At 70.7% G+C, this 27,000-nt stretch carries 26 protein-coding genes; 25 read left to right on the top strand and 1 reads right to left on the bottom strand.

The window, feature by feature from the left end; all coding sequences use genetic code 11:
• The first annotated feature begins 88 nt into the window (after positions 1-88).
• From JK364_RS49485 to JK364_RS49380, 22 genes are all read left to right on the top strand, one after another.
• On the top strand, positions 89-937 hold the full coding sequence (locus tag JK364_RS49485; RefSeq protein WP_230993747.1) for a conjugal transfer protein: 849 nt from the start codon (positions 89-91) through the stop codon (positions 935-937).
• Complete coding sequence (locus JK364_RS49480; RefSeq protein WP_307841651.1) at positions 934-1,248, top strand: hypothetical protein; 315 nt, start codon at positions 934-936, stop codon at positions 1,246-1,248. The genes JK364_RS49485 and JK364_RS49480 overlap by 4 nt, the downstream gene beginning before the upstream one ends.
• The gene (locus tag JK364_RS49475; protein WP_201858036.1) at positions 1,245-1,829 is read left to right on the top strand and encodes a hypothetical protein; all 585 of its coding nucleotides are present in this window, start codon (positions 1,245-1,247) and stop codon (positions 1,827-1,829) included. The genes JK364_RS49480 and JK364_RS49475 overlap by 4 nt, the downstream gene beginning before the upstream one ends.
• Positions 1,829-4,498, top strand: coding sequence for an ATP-binding protein (locus tag JK364_RS49470; protein ID WP_201858035.1), 2,670 nt, complete (start codon positions 1,829-1,831; stop codon positions 4,496-4,498). The genes JK364_RS49475 and JK364_RS49470 overlap by 1 nt, the downstream gene beginning before the upstream one ends.
• Entirely contained in the window at positions 4,495-4,878 is a 384-nt protein-coding gene (locus tag JK364_RS49465) for a hypothetical protein (protein ID WP_201858034.1), read from the top strand. Before JK364_RS49470 ends, JK364_RS49465 begins: the two co-directional genes overlap by 4 nt.
• Positions 4,879-4,884: 6 nt before the next feature.
• Complete coding sequence (locus JK364_RS49460; RefSeq protein ID WP_201858033.1) at positions 4,885-7,497, top strand: hypothetical protein; 2,613 nt, start codon at positions 4,885-4,887, stop codon at positions 7,495-7,497.
• Positions 7,494-8,609, top strand: a complete 1,116-nt coding sequence (locus JK364_RS49455; protein ID WP_307841650.1) for a C40 family peptidase — start codon at positions 7,494-7,496, stop codon at positions 8,607-8,609. The genes JK364_RS49460 and JK364_RS49455 overlap by 4 nt, the downstream gene beginning before the upstream one ends.
• Complete coding sequence (locus JK364_RS49450) at positions 8,603-9,286, top strand: hypothetical protein (protein ID WP_201858032.1); 684 nt, start codon at positions 8,603-8,605, stop codon at positions 9,284-9,286. Before JK364_RS49455 ends, JK364_RS49450 begins: the two co-directional genes overlap by 7 nt.
• A complete protein-coding gene (locus JK364_RS49445; RefSeq protein ID WP_307841649.1) occupies positions 9,268-11,913 on the top strand; it encodes an ATP/GTP-binding protein in 2,646 nt (881 codons plus the stop codon). Before JK364_RS49450 ends, JK364_RS49445 begins: the two co-directional genes overlap by 19 nt.
• Complete coding sequence (locus JK364_RS49440; protein WP_201858031.1) at positions 11,910-12,860, top strand: replication-relaxation family protein; 951 nt, start codon at positions 11,910-11,912, stop codon at positions 12,858-12,860. Before JK364_RS49445 ends, JK364_RS49440 begins: the two co-directional genes overlap by 4 nt.
• Before the next feature lie 220 nt (positions 12,861-13,080).
• On the top strand, positions 13,081-13,920 hold the full coding sequence (locus JK364_RS49435; RefSeq protein WP_201858030.1) for a helix-turn-helix domain-containing protein: 840 nt from the start codon (positions 13,081-13,083) through the stop codon (positions 13,918-13,920).
• Positions 13,917-14,702 (top strand): SAM-dependent methyltransferase, encoded by a 786-nt coding sequence (locus tag JK364_RS49430; protein WP_201858029.1) that lies wholly within the window; start codon positions 13,917-13,919, stop codon positions 14,700-14,702. The genes JK364_RS49435 and JK364_RS49430 overlap by 4 nt, the downstream gene beginning before the upstream one ends.
• Before the next feature lie 231 nt (positions 14,703-14,933).
• A complete protein-coding gene (locus JK364_RS49425) occupies positions 14,934-15,488 on the top strand; it encodes a hypothetical protein (protein ID WP_230993746.1) in 555 nt (184 codons plus the stop codon).
• Between the two features lie 227 nt (positions 15,489-15,715).
• Positions 15,716-16,369, top strand: a complete 654-nt coding sequence (locus JK364_RS49420; RefSeq protein ID WP_230993745.1) for an ATP/GTP-binding protein — start codon at positions 15,716-15,718, stop codon at positions 16,367-16,369.
• 24 nt (positions 16,370-16,393) lie between these two features.
• The gene (locus tag JK364_RS49415; RefSeq protein ID WP_201858028.1) at positions 16,394-17,071 is read left to right on the top strand and encodes an SAF domain-containing protein; all 678 of its coding nucleotides are present in this window, start codon (positions 16,394-16,396) and stop codon (positions 17,069-17,071) included.
• Entirely contained in the window at positions 17,071-17,910 is an 840-nt protein-coding gene (locus JK364_RS49410) for a CpaE/TadZ family protein (RefSeq protein WP_201858027.1), read from the top strand. Before JK364_RS49415 ends, JK364_RS49410 begins: the two co-directional genes overlap by 1 nt.
• A gap of 94 nt (positions 17,911-18,004) precedes the next feature.
• Positions 18,005-19,432 (top strand): TadA family conjugal transfer-associated ATPase, encoded by a 1,428-nt coding sequence (locus JK364_RS49405; RefSeq protein WP_307841648.1) that lies wholly within the window; start codon positions 18,005-18,007, stop codon positions 19,430-19,432.
• Positions 19,429-20,352, top strand: a complete 924-nt coding sequence (locus JK364_RS49400) for a type II secretion system F family protein (RefSeq protein ID WP_201858025.1) — start codon at positions 19,429-19,431, stop codon at positions 20,350-20,352. The genes JK364_RS49405 and JK364_RS49400 overlap by 4 nt, the downstream gene beginning before the upstream one ends.
• Positions 20,349-21,236 (top strand): type II secretion system F family protein, encoded by an 888-nt coding sequence (locus JK364_RS49395; RefSeq protein WP_372462088.1) that lies wholly within the window; start codon positions 20,349-20,351, stop codon positions 21,234-21,236. The genes JK364_RS49400 and JK364_RS49395 overlap by 4 nt, the downstream gene beginning before the upstream one ends.
• 46 nt (positions 21,237-21,282) lie before the next feature.
• Positions 21,283-21,489, top strand: a complete 207-nt coding sequence (locus JK364_RS49390) for a hypothetical protein (protein WP_201858024.1) — start codon at positions 21,283-21,285, stop codon at positions 21,487-21,489.
• A complete protein-coding gene (locus tag JK364_RS49385; protein WP_372462087.1) occupies positions 21,489-21,917 on the top strand; it encodes a TadE family protein in 429 nt (142 codons plus the stop codon). The genes JK364_RS49390 and JK364_RS49385 overlap by 1 nt, the downstream gene beginning before the upstream one ends.
• 4 nt (positions 21,918-21,921) lie before the next feature.
• On the top strand, positions 21,922-22,428 hold the full coding sequence (locus tag JK364_RS49380; protein ID WP_201858023.1) for a TadE/TadG family type IV pilus assembly protein: 507 nt from the start codon (positions 21,922-21,924) through the stop codon (positions 22,426-22,428).
• Between the two features lie 90 nt (positions 22,429-22,518).
• Here the strand turns inward: JK364_RS49380 and JK364_RS49375 are convergent, their stop codons facing one another.
• Positions 22,519-22,830: a hypothetical protein gene (locus tag JK364_RS49375; protein WP_307841646.1), complete on the bottom strand. Its 312-nt coding sequence runs from the start codon at positions 22,828-22,830 to the stop codon at positions 22,519-22,521.
• Between the two features lie 90 nt (positions 22,831-22,920).
• On the opposite strand from JK364_RS49375, the gene JK364_RS49370 reads away from it, so the two are divergent.
• From JK364_RS49370 to JK364_RS49360, 3 genes are all read left to right on the top strand, one after another.
• Entirely contained in the window at positions 22,921-23,388 is a 468-nt protein-coding gene (locus JK364_RS49370) for a Tad domain-containing protein (protein ID WP_201858022.1), read from the top strand.
• Positions 23,388-26,675, top strand: coding sequence for a LysM peptidoglycan-binding domain-containing protein (locus JK364_RS49365; protein WP_201858021.1), 3,288 nt, complete (start codon positions 23,388-23,390; stop codon positions 26,673-26,675). Before JK364_RS49370 ends, JK364_RS49365 begins: the two co-directional genes overlap by 1 nt.
• A gap of 144 nt (positions 26,676-26,819) precedes the next feature.
• Positions 26,820-27,000: DUF2637 domain-containing protein (locus tag JK364_RS49360; RefSeq protein WP_201858020.1), on the top strand; the 181-nt coding region annotated here is incomplete at its 3' end.

The raw sequence follows: 27,000 nt of genomic DNA, 5'->3' as shown, positions 1-27,000 counted from the left end.
GAGGCTGTTGCGGGCCCGCCGGTGGGTCCGGCTGAGCCGGGTTGCGATGTGGGGGGCGCTAGCCGCCGGCCCGGCCGCGCTGGTGATCATGACGGCTTCGTCCGAAACGGCACCGGTGATCCAGAAGACGCCGGTACCCCACCAGGCGCGGTCTGCCGACCCGTCCGGGTACGCCGAGTTGTTCGTCGCGCTGTGGCTGCGCAGCGACAGCCGGAGCAAGGAGAGCGGCGATGAGCGCCGGCTGCGCGCGATGGCTCCGGGGGTGGATCTGCCTGAGCCGCGTGAGGGTGCGCAGCTGAGTGTCGATCGGGTGGTCGCGGTGCGCAGTGCGCAGCTGTCCGGTGGGGCCTGGTCGGTGACGATGGCTGTGCAATCGGGTGAGCAGGTGCGCTACTTCTCGGTGCCGCTGGTGGCGTCCGGCTCCGGATCGGGAGCGTTCGTCGTTGCGGCGGCCCCGGCCCGGTTGGCCGGACCACAGGCGATGCGGGCCCCGGGGTCTGCGTATCGGGTGCCGGTGCCGGAGGGAAGCGAGCTGGCGTCGACGGCGTCGGAGTTCTTGACGGCCTATCTGACCGGAGTGGGTGAGAGGGACCGGTATCTGGCGCCGGGGATGCGGCTGTTACCGCTGGATGCGCCCCGGTACGAGCGGGTGGAGGTCGAGCAGGTCTTGGCCGATGACGCCGCGGTGAAGGGGCCGGTGCCGAAGAACGGCACGGTGGCCCGGGTCCAGGTCCGGGTGCGGGCGGTCGATGCGGATGCCGCCTGGCCGTTGGTCTACAGCCTGCGGATGTCGGCACGGGACGGTCGCTGGGAGATCGCGTCGGTGGACACCGGCCCAAGGCCGGTGGGGTACACCCGCGCCCGCGGAGCCGGTGTGGACCGGTCGGCTGTACTGGGCGCGGGCGGGCCGTTGCGCACAGCGGGTGGTGTGCGGTGAGCGGCAGCATGCTGCTTGCCGGGATGCTCGATGAGGCGGGCACCGGGTGGCTGGACATGCTGGGCCGCTGGGCCGACAAGGGGCTCCCGGTGGCGCTGACGTGGATCGTGATCATCGAGCTGGTGCGCCGGGGGAGTTTGAAGGCCGGGATCGGGGCCCTGCTGGCGATGGCGATCGCGTTGGGGATCTACGCCTCGAAGTTCAGCCTGGCGGCGATCTTCGAAGACGAGGTCAAGAACCCCGCGAAGTCCTCTCCTCCCGCTGTGACGCGGGTCGTGGACCAAGTACCTCCAGTGGGGGGTTCGCGATGAGCGCCTCGGAGCGGAGGGTCAGCCGGACGTACACCGCGGCGCGTCGGCATCCGTGGGTGCTGGGACGGGTCGGTGACTGGAAGATCCCTTTGGGCCCGTATACGCCCCCGCAGTTGGTGGTGGCCTTCGTCGGCGCCTTGCTGCTGATCAAGACATTCAGCTGGTGGTCGTGGCTGGGGCCGGTGCCGGTGGCCGGGTGGGCCGTGGCGGTCTGGATGGCCCGGCGGTCCCGGATCGGGGGCCGGTCGCCGTGGGCGGCTCTGGGCGGCGTGATCAGTGTGCTGCTCCAGCCGCCTGCCGGGCGCATCGGCGGCCGCCCGGCGCGGGATCGCCGCCCCGCGGTGCTGCTGGGGGCGTTCACCATCGAGCCCGCCGCTGCCGGTCTCCCGCCGTCGATGCTGCGCGGTCCGGTGCTGAGGCGGGCGGGCGGCTCGCCGCCGCCGTCGGCGGAATGGAAGGACCGGCCCGCGCGCCGAGCTGGGGGCCGTGCACGGCGGCGGGGTCAAGAGCAGATCGCTCCGGCGCCGCGGACCGCACTGCAGCTGCTGCTGGAAGAACCAGACAACGGGAGGGGTCAGTAATGCGTGTGCCCATCCGGCACCTGGCCGGGCACGTTCTGTGGTCCACACACGGCGGGGTGTGGGGGGTCTGGCGCGTCACCGCGATCGGCGGCCGGTACGTCCCGGATCAGGTCAGGGAGGAAGTGCTGGGCCGGGTGACCTCGCTGGTGCGGTCGCTGTCGGGCGCGCCGCGGCTGTTCGGTCTGTGCGCGCAGGTCGATCCGGCCGAGGTCGCCGAGCGGATGGTCGACGGTGTCGATCTGGAGCGGTGTCCGGCCTGGGTGCAGACGGTCGAGGCGGGTCTGGATCTGCTGGAAGAGCAGGAGATGCACACCCGGACCCTGTGGCTGGTGGTGCCCCTGTCCGCGTCCGTAGGCGGTCGGGCCTCGTTGTCGGCGGTGGTCGGCTCTGTCTGGGCGGATACGCAGGCTGCCTTCGGTCTGCCGCCGACCCCGGTACGCCGGGCGGCGGTTGACGCCTACCGGGAGCAGGCGGACCGGGTGGCGGCGGTGCTGGGCAGCGGGCTGCCCCTGCGGCCGGCTACCCCGGCGGAGATCGTGTGGATGGTGCAGCACGCCGTGCACCGCGGGATGGATGAGCCGCTACTGTCCGATGCCGAGGCCGATGGCCAGTACGGCGGCCGGGTGCGCGACGGGGTGCTGCATTCCCCTTCCTACGCCGATCTGGGCCATGCCCGGCTGGCCGAAAGCGGCCGCGCTCTTGAAACCGGTGTGCATCAGGAGACCGGAGAGGAGGAGATGCCGGGTCCGCAGGAACGTCGAGAGGGACGTCGAGCCGCTACGGGCCGGAAGCCGTGGTGGCGTGCCGCGGTCCCGTCTCCTCTGCGGCGGAACTGGTTGCAGGTGGAGGCCGAGGCGGGCACCGGGTATCAGGCGCACCTGGTGCTGGCGGAAGTGCCGCCGGCGGTGTCGGAGGACGTCGCGGACCTGTTCGCGCAGCTGGAGAGCCTCGCGTTCCCGGTGGATTTTCTGGTCGAGCTGGAGATCCTCAGCGCGGACCGGGCCAAGGAGCAGTTGCGGAAGAAGAAGAACGAGCTGGTCGACCAGGCCGACCAGTGGGACGCCAAGCCGAGCGGCATACCCGGTTCGCTGCCGAGCGCGGCTAAGGATCTGGGCGAGGAGGATGCGCGGCTGTCGCGGTCCAGTGTGGAGGTCGAGGTCCAGCCGGTCACGGTGCTGACGGTCTGGGGCCGGGAGGCCGAGACCTGTGATGCGCGGGCCCGCACGCTGACGGGGCTGCTGCGGGGCGCGGACTACCGGGCGGTCCGGGCGGTGGGTCTGCAGGAGCGGCTGCTGACCTTCGGGCTGCCGGGTGCGTCCTGGCCGCCGAAGATCCGACGGGAGTTCCGGCAGGTCCAGCTCGCCGAGGACTGGGCCATGAGCGGGGCGGTCACCGACACCGCAGTGGGCGATCGGCGCGGCGCGCTGATCGGGATCGATCTGGACTGCGGCACCGTGCGGCCCGTGCTGGTCGACATCGCCGACGCGCCACAGCAGCAGGCGTCCGCTTCGGTGGGGGTCATCGGAGACCTGGGCAGCGGTAAATCCGTCCTGGAGAAGCTGCTGACCATCTCGGTGGTCGACCGCGGCGACCGGGCGATCGTGATTGACCGCACGCCGGTGCGTGAGTGGGCGGCGTTCGCCGAGGCCGCCGCTCCGGGCACCTGCCAGGTGATCGACGCGGCCGCGGCGGGAGTGTCGATCGACCCGCTGCGGATCTTCGAGGGTCCCACTGGTGCCCATTACGCGATGAGTTACCTGGCCCTGCAGCTGGGTATCGGGCCGATGACCACGATGGGAGCCGTGCTGCACCGGGCCGTCGAGGAGGCGGCCGCAGCCCCCGCCCCGTCCATGGCCGCGGTCCTGACCGCGCTGGCGGCCATGGCCGACTCCGACACGGCGGGCCCGGCACGCCGCGATGCGGCTCAGACGCTCACCGATCTGCTGCAGATCGTCGTGACCAGCCCCCTGGCCGGCATGGTCTTCGACCCCGACCTGCCTCCGCTGCGCCTGGACGATCCCGGGCACGACCTTGTCGTGCTCACCACGGCCGGGCTGACGCTGCCGCCGATGGAAGCCCTCGCTCAGCCCGAAGTCCTGCGGCAGCAGCCGCTGGAGGCGCTGATCGGCCGGGCCGTGATGTATCTGATCGCGGCGATCGCCCGGCGGACCGCGTTCACCGACCCCTCAAGGTTCTGCCTGATCGTCATGGACGAGTGCTACTGGCTCACCAGCAGCGCCGAAGGCCAGGCCCTGGCGCACGAAATCACCTACGACGGCCGCAAGCACAACGCGGCTGCGATCTTCGGCGCCCCCGATGAGGCGCATCTCCACGACGTCAGCGGACTGTTGGCGTACAAGGCCCTGAGCCGCACCAGCGATCCGGCCCGGGCTCGCCGCGGTCTGGAGTTCCTCGGCCTCAACCCGGAGGACGAGGACCTGGTGCGGCTGGTGACGACCGGCCTGTCCCCGGTCGGGAAAGCGGGCCGGGAGGGGGAGATGCTGGTGCGGTTTCCCTCCATGCAGGTGGGTCAGGTCAAGGTCATCGTGCCTGCTGTGGCCCGCATCATGGACCAGATCTTCACCACCCCTGGTGATCTGCCCGGCCAGGGTGTCGATCTGCGCAAGCCGGGACCAGCCACCGCCCCGGTCCCGGGGAGGCGGGCGTGAATCCGCTCAAGCGCGCACGCGCGACGCATCGGGGCCGGGTGGCGGTCTCGGTCGCCGTCATGGTGCTGTTGGCCTTGGCCGGGGGTGCTCTGGCCTGGGCGCTGCTGGCCGGGACCGAGGCCCTGCTGGATGGCGCGCTCCCCCACACCGGCAAGGCGTTCAGTCCCACCGCCACCGCGCCCCAGGGCGAGAGCGGTCCGGTGCCGGAGGCGACGGAGGGGTGCGGCTCCTCCTCCCCGGCGCCGGGTCCGGAGGGGTGTCATGAGCCGCTGCCCGGCGAGAGCACCGGTGCCGAACCTGCCGGGCCGTGGTGGGTGATGTTGCTGCTGCCCGCCGGGCTGGGGCTGCTGGTCTGCGCGGTCTCCGGGCGTCGGCGGTGATGGCCCGTGAGGCGGCTGGACCGGGGCACGCTGCGGGCGGCCGGATTCGTGGTGCTGATCGCGGTCGTGTTCGTGATCGTGAATACCTCGGTCGCCGCCGCGGCGGACGGTAAAGGGGAGAGCGGCGGCGGGCTGTTGGCGCCGCTGAACATCCGCACGGGCGAGGGTGCCCCGCTGAACCGGTACGAGCTCGGCGCCGACGGCGGGAAGGTGACGAACGTCGGCGGGCAGGTGCGCACGCTGCTGCTCGGCGGGCTGTTCACGCTGGTGCGGCTGATGGTGGGCCTGGCCTGCTGGCTCATCAAGACCGCGTTCGACTTTCCGCTGCTCAAGCTCCTGCTGCGGCCCGCGCAGGAGGTGTCCGACGAGTACAACAGGATCGTCGTGGACACGCTCGGTCTCAAAGGGCTGTTGCTGTCCTGGGCGTTCGTCTTCGGGCTGATCCTCTTCCAGCGCGGCAAGGTCGGCCGCGGGCTCGGGGAGATCGTGCTGACGCTGGTGATCGCGGCGATCGCCGCCAGCAGTCTGATCCGCCCCGACTACCTGCTGGGCCGCCACGGCCCGCTGGAGCAGACGCACCAGGCCGCCATGGAGGTCACCCAGATCACGGTGGACAGCCACTGGGGAGACGGCAGCAGCGACGACCCGTGCGACATGGTCATGGGCCCCATCCAGGACGCGTGCAAGGACACCGACGTCCACGCCGCCTCGGTCGCCCAGCCCATCCAGGACGTGCTCACCGACGTCCTGGTCGTCAAGCCCTACCAGCTGCTGCAGTACGGCCGGATCCTCGACCCGAAAGACCCCGGCGACAGACAGGCGTACGCCGCCCACCTGAAGTGGGTGCGGGGCAAGGAGTACGACACGGCGGCCAAGCGGGCCGAGCGGGAGAAGGTCTGCAAAGCCGAGCCCGCCCCGCTGACCGGCCGGGCCCTGGAGTACTGCCTGCGGGGAGAGAGCCGCCGGGAGGCGACGCTCCATGAGATCGGGGACACGATCAAGCTCAAGACCGATCCGCTGAGCGCGCTCAATCCCTCCGAGAGCGACTTCGACGACTTCATGAAGGACATGGAGGACGCCGGAGACACCGGGAAAGCGGCCGCCGCCTACGCCGAGAATCCGACATGGGACCGGGTCGGCGCGGTGCTGCTGCTGCTGATCGCCGTCATTCTGATCACCGCCTTGGCCAGCACCATGGCCCTGGTCCTGCTCGGCGCCCAGGGCGCCGACGTCGGCGCCGCCGCGGTCGGCGGCGTCGCCCTCGTCTGGGGCATGCTGCCCGGCCCCAGCCGCATGGTCGTCTGGCGATGGGCGTCCATCTTCCTCATCTCCGTCCTCCTGATGTTCGTCACCGCCGGCTTCCTGCCCGCCTTCGGGATCGGCGTGGACGCGGTACTGACCAACGGACCGGACCTGATGGTCGAGCGGCTACTCCTCGTCGACGCCCTGGCACTGGCCGCCCTCGCCTTCCACCGCCGCCTGCTGCGAGGCGCCAGCGAGTTCGGGTCCCGGATGGCGATGCGCATGCGCTACGCCAAGGTCGGCGGTAGCCATCTGCCCGGTGACACCTCCGAGATCGGCGCGGCCCTGGCCATGCACGGCTCGGCCAGCTTCGGGCGGTCCCCGGGACTGATGGCCCTCGGCAGCGGGTCCCCGGCCCACGCCGCCCTGGGCATGCGCCACAAGCTCCTCAACAACGCGATGGCCCTGACCGACGGGACCGGCATGCCCGTCGACTCCGGGCAGCTGCTGGGGGATGCCGCCGCCGAAGCACGCCGTGGTCTGGCTCCCGCCCTCATCGCAGGCCGTCTCGCCCTCGGAAGCGCCTACGGTCTGTTGATCGGCCGCCGCCCGGACGACGCCAAGCTCGACCGGTGGCGCAAGCCCACCGCCGCAGGCAGCAGCGACGGCGATGGCGGCGATGACGATTCGGGGCGGAGGGAACTGACAGCAGATTCCGCTCGGGAGGGAAGCGACAGGAGGATCGTCGACCGGTGGACCGGGGACATCCTCTACGACCCTAGGGATGGGCGGACGCTGCTGGGAACCCGGGTCCACAACCGCATGGTGCGGCTCCGCGGCTACCGCATCGCCCGGCGAGGTGGGCGTCTGGCCTACTACTCCACCTACGGACTGCCCGCGGCCCTGTCCCGCGGCCGCGGCCGTGCCAGCCGGGCGACGCAGGATGCCCGCACTCAGCTGCGGGTCTACAGCAACCAGGTACGCACCGACGCCCGGAGCTGGGAGCCGGTCGGTCGCGCAGCTGTCCGAGCCGGCCAGGCGGTGGACCGGGCCGGGCAGCGGGCCGCGACCACCGCGCAGGTCTACGGTCCGGCTGCCTCTGCCGCCGTACGCCGCAGCGTGACAACGGCCGCCACGGCCGCTGTCCTATCGACTTCGCCGGACCGCCCGCACTCACACATCGGCGGTTCGCGGCCCGCGGCCTCCTCCAGCGCCGGTGTAGATCCGCGCCGCGAGGCCCGTCGGCGGATCCTCGACGCCCTGATGGAAGCCCAGCGCTCCACCTGGGAGCGACGGCCACGGTGGACCGACCGCGATGTCGAGGAGCGACGGCTACGGCGGGGTGACCCCGGGGACGAGGGCGGTGACCAGTCGTGAAACGGAAGATGGGGTGCCTGGGAGTAACGCTGTTTTTCGCGCTGGTGTGCTGCGCGGGGCCGCTGATGATGTCGATGTCGGCGTCCTCCGGCTCGGGCGGGACCACGGCCAACGCAGCGGCCGCCGCTGACATCCCGGCCCGTATGCTCACCGCCTACATCGCGGCCGCCGAGGGCGTCCAGTCGTACCGGGCCGGGTGCCGGGGGATGCAGTGGCAGATCCTCGCGGGGATCGCCAAGGTCGAGTCCGGGCATGCGGTCGGCCGCACCGTCCGCTCCGACGGGGAGGTCCGGCCGCGCATCCTGGGCCCGGGACTCGATGGATCCGGGGCGGGCGGTAACACCACGCCCGTGCCGGACACCGACCACGGCCGGTGGGACGGAGATCCGGACGGCGAGCGGGCCGTCGGCCCCTTCCAGTTCCTGCCCGCCACCTTCCGCACCGTCGGCAAGGACGGCAACAACGACGGCGTGAAGGACCCACACAACGTCGACGACGCGGCGCTGAGCGCGGCGGTCTACCTGTGCGGAAAGGGGCGTGACCTGACCCAGCGGCAGCAACTGGAGACGGCCATACGCTCCTACAACCACTCCGCCGCCTATGTCGCCGACGTGATGGGGTGGATCAGCCGCTACAAGACCACCAGCAGCGCCGCATCGATCAAAGGAGTCACCGGCAAGGCCCGGACGGTCCTGGCGGCCGCGCTCAGCCAGCGCGGCAAGCCCTACTCCTGGGGTGGCGGATCCGTCAACGGCCCGTCCCACGGGATCTGCTGCAGCCCGGGCGGATCCTCCGGCGAACACATCCGGGGGTTCGACTGCTCGGGGCTGGCCAGCTACGCCTACGCCCAGGCAGGGATAACCCTCCCACGGACCGCCGCCGCACAGGCCGGGGTGGGACGCCGTATCCCCGCTTCCGCTGGCGTGAAGGCGCTCCGGCCAGGCGACCTGGTGTTCTTCGGCTACGTCCCCACCGCGGACGGCACCATCCACCACGTCGGCATCTACCTCGGCAACGGCAAGATGATCAACGCCCTGCGGCCCGGCACGAAGGTGCGAGTCGACCCGGTGAGCGTCATGTCCGACTACGCCGGAGGAGCCCGGCCATGGTGACCTTGATCCGGAAGAGCGCCCATCCGCACGAGCACCTCCCCACTCGTACCGAACCGGCTCGCCGGTCCCGCCGTTCTGTCCTGGCGATGCTGAGTACAGCCAGCGTTCTCGCCCTGGCCGGGGGCGTACTGCTGGGCCAGGGCAACAGCGGCGGCAACGAGGCACCCGCTCAGCCCAGCACCCGCTCGTCGCCGCAGAAGTCCGCTCCAGCATCGGCGGGTTCACCGGCTGTGCCGAGGCGCTCCACGGGGCCGACGCTCCGCGCACACGGCCCGCGGAGGGAAGCCGCGCCGACCGGGCACGAGGTACTGCCGCCGCCCGGCGACGGGCCCGCCGGAAACACCGCCGTCCAGCGCGCGCTCGACCGTTCCTCCCCTCCCGACCTTTCCCGTCAGGCCGAGCGGCGCCTGGTCCAGCTCGGGTCCGCGGTGTGGACGGCCGAGGTCACCGGCCGCGGCAGGCAGCGGTGGCCCGACTACTTCACAGGCACAGAGGTCCGCCCCTACCGCCACTTCCGCATCCAGGCCGCCATCGCCCGCCGCGCAGCAGGCGGCCGGGTGGTGGTGCAGCTGGTGTGGGCCGGGGCCTCCCCGTCTGGGACCGATGACATCGACAACCGCACGGCACAGGTGTTCCTTACTCGGAATGGAGGTAGCAGGTGGACACCGTCACGGTGATGGCAAGCGCGCTGACCGGCACACCGTCTGATATCCGGCAGGCCGCCGGCGCGCTGGGAGCCCCGGTCGGTCTGGTGGAGTGGGTGGTGGATCAGTGGCTGTGGCTGATGCTGGCCGTGCTGCTGCTGTATGGCGCGGGGTTCTATGTCAGGCGTCGACTCGCCAATCGGGCGACCAGGAAGCGTGTGGCGGTTGAGCTGGTTCCGTCCAGGCGGTTCGAACCGTCTACTGAGGAGATCTTCCGGTACGGGACGCTGCTGGCCCGCTCGGCGGTGGCCGTGCCGTGGTGGACTCCGCGGCGGGCCAAGGCGGTGCGGATCCGGATGCGTGCGGACGGCTCTCGCCCTCTGTCGTACCGGGTGGAGGCGCCGGCCGGGGCGGTGCAGCTCCTGCGGAATTCACCGTATGCGCAGGTGCGATGCGAGAAGATCGCTCCGGTCGCGCGGGACAAGCAGCGGAAGTATGTGGTCCGGGCCCAGTTCGCCCTGCATGGCGGGGCAGGCGCACGGCTGAGGGAAGTGCCGCTGGAGCCTGATCCGCTGCAGCCGCTGGTGGACGCGGTCGCCGACCTGCGTGCAGAGCTGGGGGACTTGGCCGAGGTGTGTCTGGATCTCCAGCCGGCCCCGCGCTGGCGGCTCAAAGCCCGGCGTTGGCAGGTCATCGAGGCCGCGCGGCAGCGTGAACGACGTGAAGCGCACCGCGCCTCACGGTGGATGCGGCAGGACTTCCGTGAGGTGGAGGACTCCGTCGCGCACCACCTCTCACGGCTGCTGACGCCAGGCGGCTCTGGCCGGAGCGAATATCCGCAGCGGCGTGTCATGATGCCGCCCGCTCCTCGCCGTGTGGACCGGGAGAAGGTACTGGGGAAGCTGGCTGAGGAGGCGCACCTGGTGCGGGTCCAGCTGATGGTGCGCTGTGCTTCCAATACGGTGACGCGGGCCGAGCGCCGCATGCAGCAGGTTCAGGCCGTACTCGACGTGTTCGCCGCACGGGCCCGGTTCGCCTGGATGGGCAAACTGTGGGGCCCCGTCAGGTTCGGCCCGGACCGGCGGCCCTGGTGCCGGGTGTTCGATCACCGCTGGCGCACGGGCCAGATGCTGCCGCCGCGCACCAACTGGGTTCATCTTGAGGAGATCGCTGGGCTGCTCAAACCACCGACTATGCACTGCCGTCTGCCCTTGCTGTCGGGTGACGTGCCCACCTTCAGGGTCGGGAATCCGGAGCTGCTGCTTCAGGGCTGGCATCGCGGCGCGGATGGCCGGTGGCGGCTGCTGGCGACGCGCGAAGAGGAGACCTTGAACGAGGTGGCCGTCGGCAAGGCGGGAGGAGGAAAGACCGAGCGGGCTCTGTGTCAGGCGGTGGGAGCCGCGCACGCTGGCCACGGCTTGGCTTATGTGGATCCGCACGGTGATTCGTGGAAACGAGCGGCCCCCTATCTGGCCCACGAGGCGATCATGGAGCGGATCGCACGGATTGATCTTGCCGTTGCGGGGCCACGGTCGCGGGTGGGCTGCTGGAATCCGCTGGGGATGGACCGTGGGCAGCGGGCCCATGAAGTCGTGGGCGCGGTGGTGGACGCGCTGGGCTCCGCGCTGGGCTGGAGCGACGTTACCGCTCCCCGGGCCATCACGATCCTGACCAAGGCCGTGGAGGCCCTGGTCACAGTGAACGCTGCGGCCAGCCGGGAACAGATGCCTGAGTGCCAGGCCACGATCTTCCACGTCCGGCCGTTGCTGGTTGACCCAACCTTCCGCGGTGCGGTCCTCGGAGCGCTCGACAGCGAGCGGGCCGCCTGGTGGCGCACGTCGTTCGCGGCGATACCTCCGGACGCGCTGCCGACGGTCCTGAACCCGCTGGACCGGCTCGCGGCCAATCCGGCCACGTACGCCATGCTCGGCAGCCCGGTGGGGGCCTACTACATCCGTGCCGCTATGGATGCCAGGATGGTCGTGTGGATCTGCCCGGCGGGCAACGGTCCGACCGACCGGCTGCTGGTGGCGCTGCTCGTGCGCGACCTGTTGCGCGCGGGTCTCTCGCGGCGTGATGTGGACGAACGTCATCGGGTGCCGTTCCGGGCCTACCTGGACGAGCTCATTTCCCTGGACGGGGCCGCCGGCAGCAGCATCGCGGAAATCCTGGAGCAGCTGCGCAAGTTCAAGGTGCGGGTGCACGGCATGACCCAGCTGCTCCAGCGGCTGTCTCCCGAAGTGCGTGCCTCCTTGATGCAGAACTCCTCCACCCTGTCCACCACGGCCGGGTCGCTGGATGCGATCCGGCATATCACCAATGAGTGGGGGGATCAGGTCGACCCGGTCGAGGTCACCGAGCTCGACCGGTACCACCACTACATGAGTCTCACCGTCGACGGCCGTCGCGTCGGGCCGTTGCAGGTTCGGGGACCGGAGCTGTCCGAGGTCTTCCCCCGGCTCGCCCGAACCAGAAGCGTCGGAGCTCTCAACCGGGCCGCCGACGACAGGGCGGCCGCCCGGCCGGTGAGCGAGTTGGTCGCCATCGCCAAGCAACAACAGCAGCGCGTCATCGCCTTCCTCACCAATGCGGAGCGCACTCCCGCTGTCGAATCGTCCGGCCCGTCCGAGGCCGCTTCCCCCGTTCGGAGGCATCAGTGACCGTATCCAGTCCCGTACAGCCGGCGGCCGAGACCTCGGCGAGGTTCCCAGAGACGCTCGCCCACCGCACCCTGGCGGCGCTCGCCCAGCACCGGGTGGTCAATACCGGGCAGCTGCAGGGCCTGCTCCAGCCCAGCTCCCGGGCCCGGCTGGCGGGGATTCTCAACACGCTGCGCAGAGAGCACCTGGTCGAGTACATCACCATGCCCTCGGCCCATCGGATGCGGGCATGGTTCCTCACGCGCGAGGGTGTACGCGCCACCGAGAACTGGCCTGAGGTGCGCGGCCGGTCGAAGTATCCGGCCACGGGAAAGACCGTCGCCTCGTTGGTTGCCGCGCACACGTGCGCGGTAGTCGACACCCATCTGGCCTTCGTCCAAGACGCACGCAACCGCGGCGACGAGCACGGTCCGTGGGACTGGATTCCGGAGACCGTTCACCAGCTGCCCGATGGCGAGCTGCTACAAGCCGATGCGCTGCTGCACTATGGCGCCGCCTCCCTTCACGGCTCGCGGGTTCAGCTGCGCGCCTTCGTCGAAGTCGATCGGGCGACGTCGACCAGCGGCAAGCTCGCGAGCAAGCTGATCCGGTATGCCCGCTTCTACACCCACACGCAGGTGCCGGTGGCCGGGCGGCGCTCGGCCGCTGCCCAGCAGACGGTCGCCCCTGGGTGGCAACGCTGGTATCCGGTGTTTCCGCGGCTGCTGTTCGTCCTGACCAACGCCAGTCCGGTGACCTATCAGCACCGCATCGAGGATCTGCAGGCCATGGCCGCCGAGCATCCGCTGGTCGCCCAGATGGCGGTGAAAGTGCCGCTCGGTGCGGCGGTGCTGTCAGACCTTATGGAGCAGGGTCCCCGGGCGCCGGTCTGGACGCGGCTGGCCGGTCCTCCGGAGCAGTGGCGGCTGGAGTCACGGGCGGAGGGCTGTGCGTGGACAGACCTGTAGTCCTCACCCACTCCCGTAACAGGACGATTCTATTCCAAATGGCCCTGAAGTGCGCACAGTTGATCGAAGAAAAGGCGCGGCCGCCGGTATGTCGCTTGCCCTCCGTAGCGGCGTGACCACTAACATCACATGCGTCACAGCCGAATCGCGGAATGCGATTCGCAAATCTCGATGCGCGTGGACACGACGTGCGAGGCCGACAGGCAGAGGCGGGAGTGACGTGTCCGAGAGTCCGGCGATACTGCGCAGGGTGTTGGCCAAGCACCTGCAGATGCTGCGGGAGCGGGCGGGCCGTAGCTTCGCTCAGGCGGCCGGCCGGCTCGGGGTGCACCACACCACCATCCGGCGTATGGAGCAGGGGCTCGGCAGGCCACCGCGGCCGCCGGATCTGCGGGAGCTGCTGTCGTTCTACGGCGCTGACGCGGGGGAAGTCAGCGCGCTGGTGGAGCTGGCGGAGAGGGCGTCGGGCCGGAACTGGTGGGACGAGTACAACCTGTCCGAGGCGATGGCGGACTGCGTCATGCTGGAGGGCGCTGCCAAGCGGATCAGGGCCTACGCGCCGTGGGAAGTTCCCGCCCTGCTGCAGACGGAGGATTACGCCCGCGCCCTGGCCTCCGGTCCCGATCCTGACCGGTGGCTCGACCTCGTCAAGCGCCGCCAGGCCGTGCTGGACGATGACGCCGGGCCGTTGCTGTGGGCGGTGATCGACGAACCGGTACTGCACTGGCAGGTCGGAAGCCCCGACATCATGGCCGACCAGCTCACACATCTGCTGGAGATGGCCACCCGGCCGCGCGTCGGCCTCCGCGTGGTGCCGTTCGACGCCGGCCCCTCGCCCGCGGCCCGAGTCGGCACCTGCTGTGTGTACCGCCTGCGCCATCGCGAGCTGCCGGACATCGTCTGCGTCCAGCAGCTCGACGGCCTCGACTTCGTGGACAAACCCTCAGCCGTCACGCACTACACCGCGGTCCTGGACCAGACCGTCGAGAAGGCCACCCGCCGCGGAGAGCAGACCCGCCTCCTGCTCGAGCGGATCCAAGACCACTGGAGAGCAGCATGACCGATGACACCGCGCACGGGGCGCGGTTATACGCACACTTCCTGGGGGACCAAAGAGACGACTGGCCCGGCGACCTGACTTTGGCCCAGCGAATAGAGCGGCGTGTGCCCAACGTGGGGCTCATCGCCCGCAACCAGCGCAAGTTCGTCATGCGCGCGGTGCGCACGCTCGCCGGTTACGGTATCCGGCAGTTCCTCGATATCGGCTCCGGGCTCGCCCACTCGCCCAACGTCCACGAAGTGGCGCAGACGGTCGATCCCGCCTGCCGGGTGGTCTACGTCGACCAGGACGCGGTGATCACCGCGAACCAGGAGGCGTCGTTCGCGGTGGATGAGCGGGTCCGCCACCTCACCGCCGACGTCCGCGATCCCGATGGGATCCTGCAGGCCCCGGTGGTGCGGGAGTTCATCGATTTCGACGAGCCGGTCGGTCTGCTGCTGGCCTCGGTCTTCCTTTTCGTCCCGGACGAGGCCGACCCGGCCGGGATCATCAAACGCCTGGTCAGCGCGCTGTCTTCCGGCAGCTACGTGACCTTCAGCCAGGGCACCTACGACTACGACGACGACCGACGCCCCGTCTACCACCTGACGCGGATGTATGCCGAGGGCGGGGTGATCGTCACACCCCGGGACAAGGCGACCATCGCCGGGTTCCTCGACGGAGCCGACCTGGCCGTCCTCACCCCCGGCATCGTGGCCACCAACCGCTGGAGATCCGAGGACCCCCGGCCGGGTGCGGAGGCCGACTCCTGCATTCACGCCGCCCTCGCGTACAAGCGGTAACGGCGCCAGCTCTGGCCTTCAGATTGACCGGCTCATGACCACCATCAAGGAAAACAGCATGTTCTGTACGACTTTCTCCGCATTTTGTCCCAGAGCGCGCGGCCCGGGAATCTGCCGACTCCGTCGGCCATCATCCGCACTCGTCCAGGAGGTCCTGTGACAGCTCCACGTTCATCCGCCCGACCTACTGCCCGCTACGACCGGAAGACCCGGATGGCGCGGTACGGGGCGATGACGATCGCGGTCGGGGTGGCGCTGTCGGTCACCTCCTGCAGCGGCGACAGCAAGGAGTCGGATGGGTCCAAGCAGTTGTCCACACCCACCGAGTCGACCCCCGAGTCCTCGAAGTCGTCGGCCCCCTCCGATCCACAGGCTGCTGACAAACGCGACGTTCTTACGGCATACCGGAGCTACTGGCGCGAACAGGCCAAGGCGTACTCGAAAGCGAGCGTCAAAGACACTGACCTCGACAAATACGCCAGCGCCGACGCTCTGGGACGGGCTGAGGGCGACGTGTTGAGCCTACAGAAAGCCGGAGTCGTGACCAGGGGCAAGCCGACCAGCGACCCGGAAGTCACGCGGATCGACATGGACCGGCAAGTCCCTCAGGCGACGATCAACGACTGCATTGATGTCTCCAAATGGATCAGCGTCAACCGCAAAACCGGAAAGACAGTGCCTCCTCCGAGGGGGCAGCTCAAGCGTTATACGACCACCATCGAAGCCGAGAAGTGGGGGAAGCAGTGGATGATGCTCAAAGTCACCTCCAAGGCGCGCACCTGCTGAAGAGCCTGACTTCCATCGCCGCTCCTGCTCTGCTCGCCGCTGCACTACTACCGGCGGAAGCGCACGCAGGGGATTCCGCAGGCAACGGTCTGTGTGGCGGGACCCACTCCTGGGTGAGTGTCTGCGCGACCGACCCCGGTTCGCCCGGGTCCGACGCATCTCAGGACCGGCCCGCCAAACCCCGCAAAGGCGGCAAGAATCAGAAGGCAAACTTCCAGTCCTGTGTGGTGAAGAAGCTCGACCCACAACCGCCGGCCGGAAGCGCGATCTGGGAAGGCCACGATCCAGGCGACGGCGCCGTCTACAAGCGTGCCTGTGTCTTCGACGCGGCTACTTCCCCAGTCACCGCCGGTGTGCCGCTGCCCGGCCAAACGTTCTGGTCTGCCACGCCTCCGGCCGCCACCGGTCCGGATCCGGCCCAACTGGCGCAGCAGGCCGTGGACAAGATGCTGCTGAAGGGGCCGGACATTGTCACCCCGGACGCGGCCGGGCGGTGGACGGTGGGTGTGCCGGTGTGGATGCACGCCGGGAAATCACCGGCGACCTACGGGCCGACCTCGGCGTCGGCGTCGGCCGGGGCGGTGACGGTGACCGCTACCGCCAGGGTCTCGAGCATCAGGTGGCAGATGGGCGACGGATCCACCGTGACCTGCGCGGGGGCAGGCACGCCGTACCGGAAGGCGTACGGCAAGCGGACCTCGCCGGACTGCGGTCACACCTACGCGCAGACCTCCGTCTCGGAGCCCGGCAAGAAGTACACGGTGACCGCGACCGCGACCTGGGCGGTGGAGTGGAACGGCGGCGGGCAGTCAGGGGAGCTCACGGAGATCCGGGAGTCCCAGGTCGAGGTGTCGGTCGGAGAGCTGCAGGCTCTCGGCTGACGCCGGTGTCGGAAGGACGGAGCGGTGAGCAAGACCAAGGAGCGCAGTGCTCAAGGCGCCGGGGTGCCGGCGCAGCCGAGGGGGCCGGTGGCTCCCCCGCGGGTGTCGGCTCGGCGCAGGAGACCAGGTCTGATCGCCCTGGCCGTGCTGCTGATCACGGGCGGGGGCGCGGGTGGTGCGGTGCTGCTGATGGAGAGCGGGCAGCGCACCGAGGTGGTGACGGTGGTCCGGCATGTCCCGGTGGGCCAGGTCGTCACGGACCGGGATCTGGGGAAGGCGTCGGTCGCACTCGATCCGGTGCTGAAGGCGGTGAAGGCCGCGAACCGGGGTGATGTGGTGGGCAAGCGGGCCGCTGTGGAGCTGACGCCCGGATCGCTACTCTCCCGTGGGCAGGTGACGGCGGATTCCCTGGTGAAGGCCGGTGAGCAGGTGGTGCCGCTGGGGCTGAAGCCGGAGCAGGTGCCCGCCAGTTCTCTGGCGCCGGGCCAGCGGGTGCAGGTCGTGCGCGTGCCCGGTGAGGACCAGCAGGGCGGCCAGACGCAGGCCGATCCCATCTCGGCGCACGTGGTGAAGGTCGGCGACCCCGCGCCCGGCACCGGGGCGAGCGTGGTCGATGTCGCCGCGGCGAAGGGCGAGGCGCCGATGCTGGCGTCGTGGGCGTCGACCGGGAACATCCGGCTGCTGATCGATGGTGGTTCCTGATGCCGGTCATCGCGATAGCCGGGGGTGCCGGGTCGCCCGGGGTGACGACGACGGCGCTGGGGCTGCTGCTGTCCTGGCCGCTGGAGCCGGGACGCCGGGTGGTGCTGGCCGAGTGTGATCCCGACGGCGGCAGCGTGCTGTACGGGCTGTTGCAGGGGTCGCTCGGGGACCGGTACGGGCTGAAGAACCTGTCGGTGGCCGCCCGCAAGGGCGAGATGACCGAGGCGTTCTGGCGTCAGCTGGTCGACATGACCGAGGACGGCAAGGCGGCGCAGACCGCGGGGGAACGCCTGCTGCTGCCGGGGATCACCGATCCCGCGCAGGCGGCGGCCCTGGCACCGGCCTGGGAACAGCTGGCTGATCTGATCGACGGGATCGAGCGGCACGCCACGTATCCGCATGACGTGCTCATCGACCTCGGCCGCAATGGAGCGTTCGGCCCGTCCGGGGTGCTGGCCCAGCGAGCGGACCTGCTGGTGATGGTGGCGCGCTCCACGATGCGCTCGGTTCAGTCGGTGCAGATGCGGATCGAGGCGCTGCAGGAGCGGGTCGGCGAGATCGGGCTGCTGCTGGTGGATGAGGGCCCGTATTCGCCGGGGGAAGTGCAACGGCTGCTCAAGACACCGGTCCTGGCAACGTTGCCGTACAGTCCGTCGCTGGCCCGGGTGCTGTCGGACGGGGCGGAGCAGCCGTCCCGGTTCGCGCGGAGCGAGCTGATGCGGGCGGTGCAGGGGGCGACGACGCCGTTGCGGCAGCGGGCTGCGCTGCGGCGTGCACGTCTGGCGCCGCGCGGCGGGCCGGTGCCCGGAGGAGGGGAGGTGAGGGCCGGTGCGTGGTAGGCCCCTGCATCCTGACCCGACTGTGCGGGTGACACGGCCGTGGAACACGGCCACCGGCGACGGGGACCCGGCGGGCTACCCGCGGAGCCGGAGTGTGGCCACCGATGGCGCGGTGCAGCACCAGGTCCTGGGCCAGGCGGTGCCGACGCTGGTGGTGGACCGTCAGGCGGTCGCCGCGGTCAAGGACCGCGTCGCCCGGCAGGTGACCGCGTTCCGCAAGACCACGCCGTCAGTGAGCGCGGCCAGTGTGGAGCAGCGGGCCCGGGACTGGATCAACGAGACGGTAGCGGAGTGGTCGGACGCCGCCGCGGCCGAGCGCGGAATCAGCCCCACGCCGGCGGAGGACGCGGCGCTGGCCCGAGCGGTGTTCGATGAGCTGTTCCGGGCGGGCCGCCTCCAGCAGCATCTGGACAACCCGCAGGTGGAGAACGTCTTCGTCAACGGACCCCACGAGGTGTGGCTGGACCTGGCGGGAGGACGCCGGGAGCGGGCCGAGCCGGTGGCCGACTCCGAGGAGGAGCTCCTGGAGCTGCTGCGGCGGCTGGCCAGTGCCGACGACGGACAGAGTGAGCGCACCCTGACCACGGCCAGTCCGATGCTGGCGCTGCGGCTGGCGGACGGTTCGCGGCTGCAGGCCGTCACGGAGGTGAGCCCGCGGACCTATGTGACCATCCGCCGGCACCGGGTGCAGGACGCGGATCTCGGCGACATGGTGCGCCTGGGCATGGTCAGCCACACGCTGGCAGCTTTCCTCTCAGCGTGCGTGAAAGCGGAGAAGAACGTGCTGATCGCCGGCCCCCAGGCAGCCGGGAAGACGTCGCTGATGCGGGCGATGCTCAAGGAGATCGACCCGGACGAGCGGTTCGCGACCATCGAGACCGAATTCGAGCTGTTCGCCCACGCCAACGGCTTCCACCGGCAGGTCGTGGCGATGGAAGCACGGGAGTCCAACGGCGAGCGCGGCCCGGACGGGCGACTGGTCGGAGAGATCACGCTGATGGACCTGATGTACCGGGCGCTGCGGATGTCGCTGTCGCGGATCGTGGTCGGCGAGGTCCGAGGCCCGGAGATCGTGGCGATGCTGCAGGCGATGACCAACGGCCAGGGCGGCAATCTGTGCACCCTGCATGCCTCTCAGCCGGGCGTGGTCTTCGACCGGATCGCGGAGCTGTATCTGCTGGCGCAGGGCAACATGAGCGAGCAGCTGGCGTACCGGCAGGCCGCCAATGGTTTGGATTTCATCGTTTTCGTGCGGATGCTGGACGAGTCGAAGATCGGCGGGCAGCGGCACCGGTTCGCCACCCACGTCCTGGAAGTCGCAGGGACCGGCGAGTTCGGCCGCCCGGCCACCAACGCGATCTTCACCCCCGGTGAGGAGTTCGGCGAAGTCCGCGCGGTCCCGCGGATGCACCCCTCCTGCATCGACGACCTGCGCCGCGTGGGCTTCCCGGACCATCTGCTGAACCAGGGGTATGACAGCTGGGCCGGGCAGCCGCTGGCGCTGAAGGTGGCGACGCCATGACCACGCTGATCATGGTGGTGTGCGGGATGGCCGTCGTCGGCGGCCTGGTGGCCCTCATCGCCGGGCTGGTCGGCACTACCGAACCGGAGCGTCCGGGCCTGGTGGCCCGGTGGCGGGCCAGGACCTCGGGCCAGCCGGACCCGGCGGAAGCGCGGATGCGGCGCCAGACCCTGCTGGGGGCCGGGATCGTGCTCGGCCTGGCGGTGTGGCTGGTGACCGGGGTCTTCATGGCCGGGGTCCTGACGGGGCTCGCCGTCGTCGGGGTGCCCTGGCTGCTGTCTCCCACCAAGTCCTCCCAGGCCCGCATCATCCAGCTGGAGGCGCTGAGCCATTGGGCGCGCCAGCTGGCGGACGGTCTGCGGGTCGGCCGGGGGCTGCAACAGGCCCTGATCGCCAGCCGAAAGGGCGCCCCGGCCGTGCTGGAGGAGCCGGTCGCGGCGCTGGCGGACCGGCTCCAGGTCGGCTGGAACCCTGAGGACGCGCTGCGGGAATTCGCTGACGAGCTGGGCGATATCACGGCGGACAAGCTGGTGGCCGCGCTCATCTTGTCGGTCTCCGACCGCGGTCCGGGGCTGGCGCAGTCGCTGGAGGACCTGACCGAGACCGTCCGTGAGGAGGTCGGGAAGCGGCGCAAGAGCGAGGCGGACCGGGCCAAGCCACGGCAGACGGTGCGCTGGATGACCTTCATCACCCTCGGCCTAATCGGCCTGGGCTTCCTGGTGACCAGCTACACCGCCCCGTACGGCACGCTGCTCGGCGAGCTGGTCCTGGCCGCGGTGACCGCCGCGTTCATCGCCGTGCTGACGTGGATGCGGTCGCTGGCCGAGTACCGCCCCATCCCCCGCTTCCTCGCCCCCGATCCACGCAGCCGTGTCCGCGGCATGCCCGACCCGGCCGCCACCACGCTGGAGGTGTCATGAGCACCATGACGTTGGCCGTCGTGGCCGGATGCACCGTGGGCGCGGGCCTGGCCGTGCTGGTGCGGGAACTGCTGCGCCCGCAGCCGTCGCTGGCCGCCGCCCTGCAACGCACACCCTCAGGAGTTGCCGGGCCGGGCGAGGCGCCGGTGGACCGGGATGAGGTGTGGGGGCGCTGGCTGGTCGACCGCCTCGGCGGCCTGCCCGGAGTGCGGATACCGGCCAAGAACCTCATGCTGCTCCGGCAGTCCCCCGAGAAGTTTGTGCTGACCAAGGTCGCCCTGGCCGCTCTGGGGCTGCTGACTCCCGCGGTGGCGACGGCTCCATGGCTCCTGCTGGGCGTTGGTGTGCCGTTCTATGTGCCGGCCGTGGCCGGTCTGGCGGTCGGCGCTCTGCTGTGGATCGTGCCGGATCTGTCGGTGCGCGACCAGGCCAAGCGGGCCCGGGAGGAGTTCGCCCACGCGCTCACCGCCTATCTGGACCTGGTGGCGCTCAAGCGCTCGGGCGGTTCCGGCCCGACCGAGGCCATGGAACGCGCGGCCGCGGTGGGACAGGGGTGGCCTTTCCAGCTCCTGCAGCAGGCCCTGCTGCGCGCCCGGGTCGACCGGGTCCCCCCATGGGAGGCCCTGGAGGGCCTCCACCAGGAACTCGATCTGCCCGTGCTGGAAGACATCGCCGAGATCATGCGCCGCTCGGCCCATGACGGGGCCGCCGTCTACGCCAGTCTGCGAGCCCGCGCCCAGAGCCTGCGCACCGAACTCCTCGAGGCACAGGCCGCCGAGGCCAACGCCGACAGCGAGAAAATGACCGCCCCCGGTGCCCTGCTGGCGGTACTGGTCATGCTGCTGATCGCCTTCCCGGCCGTCATCCGCATCCTCGCGTCCTGACCACCCATGCACGACCGACCACGCACATCACCACAGAGGGGAACTCATGCGTTACCTCGCCGCGAAGACCGCCGTTGGACTGGCCGCCGCCTGGGGCAAAGGTCTTGAGGAGGCCAGGCGCCGCCCGGACCGGGGGGACATCAGCATCACCACGGTCATCATCTGGGTGGCCGCCATCGGCGGCGCCATCGCGATCGCCGGAACCATCGCCGCGGTAGTCGCGAAGTACAACGGGCAGCTCTCGGGCATCTGATGGCGGCCACCATCTTGAGCGTGTGGCAGACGTGGAGAAGGCGTCTGTCCGGCGACCGGGGCGACGCCTCAGTGCAGATGGCCATCGTGTTCCCGTTCGTCATCGTGCTCACGATCGCGGTCGTGCAGGCAAGCATGTGGTACTACGCCCGTCAGATCGCTCTGGCCGCCGCACGGGACGGCGTCGCCGCCGGCCGCACCTACCAGGCCAGGCCCAGCGACGCGGCGGACCGCGCCCGCCAGGTGCTGGATCGCACCGCCGGAGACAGCCTCCGCGGGGCCACGGTGTCGACCTCCGGGAGCACCGGCGAGCGGATCCGCGTCCAGGTCCACGGCACGGCGCCGTCGTTGCTGCCGCTCATACCCGACCTGCCGGTCGCCCAGTCCGCGTCCGGGCCCGTGGAACGCTTCACCACGCCGGGAGGCTGAGAGGATGCCGCGTCTACACAGGGTGCGTGAGCGGCTCGGCGATGACCGGGGCAGTGAAGCGGTCCAGGCCGCCATCGTCACCCCACTGCTGATCATGTTTGTGTGTCTGGCGATCGCCGGAGGCCGCCTGGCCACGTCGGGCTCGAAGATCGACGCCGCGGCCGAGGACGCCGCTCGCGAAGCCTCCCTCGCACGGTCTGCCGCCACCGCACAGCACGCGGCCACCGCCGCAGCCGAGGAATCTCTGGCCGATCAGGGGATCGCCTGCGCGAGCACCAGCGTGGCCGTGGACACCAGCGGCCTCAACGCGCCGCTGGGGCAGGCCGGTTCCGTCACCGTGACCGTGCGGTGCACCGTCGATCTCACCGACCTGCTGCTGCCCGCCCCCGGCTCCCGCACGCTGACCTCGACCTTCACCTCGGTCGTCGACCAGTACCGGCAAAGAGCTCTTGGGTTCGCGAATGTGGAAGTGCCGTGGAGTACACACCGAAGTGTGGGTGCCGAGCAGTGAGCGCGCGAGGGTACTCGGGCTCACGCTCGGTGCGCCGAGCGTGCTCGAGCTCCTGCTCGGCAGACGGCTCGTGCCGTGAGCCAGACGGTCTCAAACTCCTCGGCGGTGAGGTCCTGCGGCTCGTTGTGCTTCCCACTCCTGGACAGGGACCTCCGCCGTGCCGCCGAACGTCGCTTCGTAGTCTCCCAGGGTCCCGGCCTGCTGGGCGGCTTCCCATTCGGCCAACGAAGCCGCAGCGATGGGCTCCTGGAGCGGTCCTTGGAGCTCAACCTGGCGAGCGACCCAGCCGTCGGCGGCGACCTCGAAGTAGAACCAGATCTCTTCCTCGGCCCAGTAGCTGCGGAACCAGCGCGTCATGGCCTCATTGTCCGTGATGGCGCGCGGTCGTGCCGACTGCTCCATGAAGTCCCCCTTTTGGCCGGCACCACAGCGCGGCCTGCGACGGCAGCCACTGCCGAACCCATGGCTTTTCCGACACGCGAAGGAGCGTAGATGCGCCTGAACTTGAGCCTCGCCGCGTTCTGCCGCGCCCGCCGCCCCGTGGGAGACCGGGGTGGTGTGGCGGCCTACGTAGCCATCTGCGTCCTGCCGCTGCTGGCCATCATCGGCATCGCGGTCGACGGCGGCGGCAAGGTGAGGGCGGTCGAACGCGCCGACGCTCTGGCCACCGAGGCGGCCCGGGCCGGCGGGCAGGCGATCGACCCCTCCCAGGCCATCCCCGGCCGCGCCATCGTCGCCGACCCACAGGCCGCCCAGGCCGCGGCCCGCTCCTACCTGCGCGCCACCGGCACCCCGGGCAGCGTCACCGTCTCCCCCGACGGCAAGACCCTGACCGTAACCACCCACACCACCTATGCCACCCGGTTCCTGGCCGTGGCCGGCGTCAGCTCCCTCGAGGTGACCGGCCACGGGCAGGCCACCCTCCTCTACGGCGTCGACGCACCCGAGGAAGGCCCGTGATGCCCACTCCCCCACTGCCGACGACGCCTCGCCGGGCGGTCCTGCGCGGCCTGGCCAGCCTCCTCGTCCTGGCCGCGGCCGTCGCCGGGCTGCCCGTCCTGCTGGCGCAGGTCACCACCGCCCTGTGGGACAGCGGACACGACGACCTGGCCCACCTGCTGGACCGCCAGGACACCGGTGGTGCTTTCCTCCTGGCTCTGGCCGCCATCGCATGGATCGCCTGGGCCCACTTCGCATGGTGTGTGCTCGCCGAGATCCCCGCTCAGCTCCGCGGCCGCCCCTCCCGAAGTGCCCGCCGCCTGAACATCAGCCGTCACGCCGCCGCCACCCTGATCAGCAGCATCCTTGTCCTGCTGCCCACCAGCACCGCGCTGGCCACCCCCTCCCCCGCGGTCGCAGCCCCTACCGCCGAGCCCACCCCCGGCCCGACGACGGCGGCCGATCACCACCAGGCTCCGGCCCCCGTGGCGGACCGCAGCAGCGAGCAGCACACCTACACCGTGCGCGACGCGCGTCCGGCCGAGAGCCTGTGGAGCATCGCGGAGACCGAGCTCGGCGACGGCGAACGGTGGAGGCAGATCGCCGCCCTCAACCAGGGCCGCACCATGGCCGACGGCACGCGCTTCGACGCCGACGCCTTCCTCCAGCCCGGCTGGACGCTCCTGCTCCCGGACACCGGCAGCGCTGACGATCCGGCCGGCCCGCAGCACGCCCCGTCCCGCTCGGTGACCGTCGCACCCGGCGACACGCTCTCCGCGATCGCCGACACCACCCTCGGAGATCCGGCGCGCTACGACGAGATCTTCGAACTGAACAAGAACCACCCCGGGCCGGACGGCCGCGCCCTCACCGACCCGGACCAGATCTACCCCGGACAACACCTCACCCTGCCCCCGCACGACAGCGACCATGCCCCACGACCGGACACCCCGCAGCGCCCCTCCGACGACAAGGACAGCACCGAGCCGTCTGGTTCTCCCTCCAAGCCGGACCACCCGACCCGCAGTCCGGAGGCCACTCCCCGACGGCAGACCCCGCCGCAGCACCATGACCGCGCAGGTGGCGGCAAGGAGTCGGCGCGACCGGCGCCGACCGCCCCACAGCAGCATCCCGGCACACCACACCAGCCCGCACCCGAGCCGGACACGTCATCGGACGGCATCCAGATCCGCGCCATCGCCGGTATCGGTGCGCTGCTGGCCGCCGTCCTGGTCGGCGGCATCGGCCTCCTGCGCCTGATCCAGCAGCGCCGCCGCAAGCCCGGCCAGACCATCGCCATGCCGGATGACTCCAGCCGCCTGGAGCAGGCCCTGACCGCCAGCGCCACCCCCGTCAGCGCGGAACTGCTCGACACCGCGCTGCGCACGCTGGCCCACCACGCCACCCAGACCGCCGCCACGCTGCCCGCCGTGCGCGGCGCGCGCGTCACCGCGCGGACGGTCGAGCTCCTCCCGGACGAGCCAGGCGAGGCCATGCCGCCGTTCACCGCCGGGGCCGGCGGCTGGTGGACCCTGGGTGAGCAGACTGATCTGCTGGATGCGGACGAGGCCCGGACGATCCCGGCGCCCTATCCGGGGCTGGCGACCCTCGGCACCGGGGAAGACGGCAGCCTGTACCTGGCCAACCTCCCCCAACTCCGTACGGTTCTGATCGACGGGGACCAGGCCCAGGTGGTCGCAGTCTGCACGGCGCTCGCACTGGAGACGGGGATGAGCCCGTGGGCGGACCAGGCCGACATCCTCCTGATCGGCCTCGGCCGGGAACTCCCCCGCCTGCTGCCCACCAGCCGGATCCGGCATCTCCCCCACGCCGCCGCGGCCATCCGCGACCTGGGCGAGCGGCTCCTGGAAGCCCACCAGGACCCTGAACTCGGCGCCCAGCTGCCATGGATGCTGATCTGCGCCGCCCGCATCAGCGAGGACGAGGCATGGCAGCTGGCTGACGCCCTGGACAAGGTCCGGGGTCTGAAGGTCGCAGCCGTCCTCCCGGCGAGCGGCATCGGCCCGCTCTTCCCCGACGCCGTGCACCTCGACGCGCGCTCGGACGGGGCCCAGGATCTGGAGGTCCTCGGCGCGCGGCTGCGGCTGCAGTCCGTCTCCGGCGACGCCTACGAGCAGCTGCTGGCCACCCTGTCGGTCGCCGAGCAACCGGCGCGCCCCGCGACCGGGGTGTGGAAGAAGGTGCCGCCCGAGCCGACCGAGCCGGCCGCGTCCGGCCCCCTCCCCGCGCCCGGGGAAGGCCCGGCCCTCGAGGAAGAGGCCGGTGCCGGGGAGGAGGAGTCACCGGACGCGCCGTTCCCCGCTCTGGTCGGAGCCGCCAGCGACCCGGCCGGACTGCGGCTCCTCTCCCCCGCCGTCCCCGCCCAGGATCGTCCAGAGGAACAAGATGGCGACGACACCCCGGACACGGCCGCCGCGAGTTCTGGCGCCCAGGACGCCCCGGACCCCCAAGAACCTGAGAGCTCGGCCGGCACGGGCTCCTCCGAGGACTCCCGCGGGGACGATGAGCCGGAGACACCAGCAGCGCGTGATCTGCATGCACCGGAGATCCGGGTCCTGGGCCCGATCGAAGTGACCGGCGTCGGCGCGTCCGGGCACGGCCCTAAACTCACCGAGCTGGCTGTGCTGCTGTACTTCCGCCCTCACCGGGACGCTGCCGGGATCTGCGAGGCCATGGACCCGATGAACCCGTGGTCCTCCAGCACCCTCAACTCGCGCATGTACGGGCTACGCAACAAACTCGGCACCGACCCCGACGGCAACCCGTATGTACCCCGTCGAACCAGCGGGTCCGACGGATACAACCTCTCCCCCGCCGTGCGCTGTGACTGGACACGCTTCCAACAACTCGCCGAGCAGGGCCTGGCCGCAGAATCCTCCGCCTCCGCCGTGCGCTGCCTGGAGCAGTCCCTCGGCCTGGTCCGCGGCCGGCCCTTCGGCGGCCGGGACCTGCCCTGGGCCGCACCGCTACAGCAGGAAATGATCAGCCGGATCGTCGATGTCGCCCACACCCTGGCCACCTACCGCTCCGATCCCGCCGGCGGGCTGTTCGACCTCGACGCCGCCCGCCGCGCGATCGCCGTCGGCATCGACGTCGAACCCACCGCAGAGCTGCTCTACCGCGACTGGATGCGCATCGAGCACGCCGCGGGCAACCGGGGCGGACTCCACACCGCGATCACCTCGCTCCAGCAGGCCAACCGCGCCCTCGACCTCGACCTCGAACCGGAAACCGAACACCTGATCAGCCTCCTGCTCACCAACACCCCGTCCACGGAGGCGATGTAGAAAGACTCTCCGCAAGCCTCGAGGCAGCGGGCTCCGCCCCAGACTGACCAAGGTTCGACACCGCTTGTTGATACCCGCTTCGAGTGACAGGACCGATTGAGAAAGGGCGCAAGGGTGACCACAAGGAAGGAAACGACGTCAGGGATGCTCACTCGGGGCCACCGTGTTCTGGCCGGGGTGGTCGTCACCGGGGCGGTGGTGATCGCCGGGATCGGCTTCGCCGGTTCCTACGCCGCAGTGCGCGATCTCGCCCTCGACAAAGGCTTCGGCAAATTCGCCAACGTCTTCCCGATCGGCATCGACGCGGGGATCGTGGTCCTGCTCG

This window comes from Streptomyces endocoffeicus (genome assembly GCF_016741935.1).
In the GTDB taxonomy this organism is placed as follows: domain Bacteria; phylum Actinomycetota; class Actinomycetes; order Streptomycetales; family Streptomycetaceae; genus Streptomyces; species Streptomyces endocoffeicus.
The sequence above is the reverse complement of the archived record's forward strand: the minus strand, read 5'-3'. Positions and strand labels throughout refer to the sequence as shown.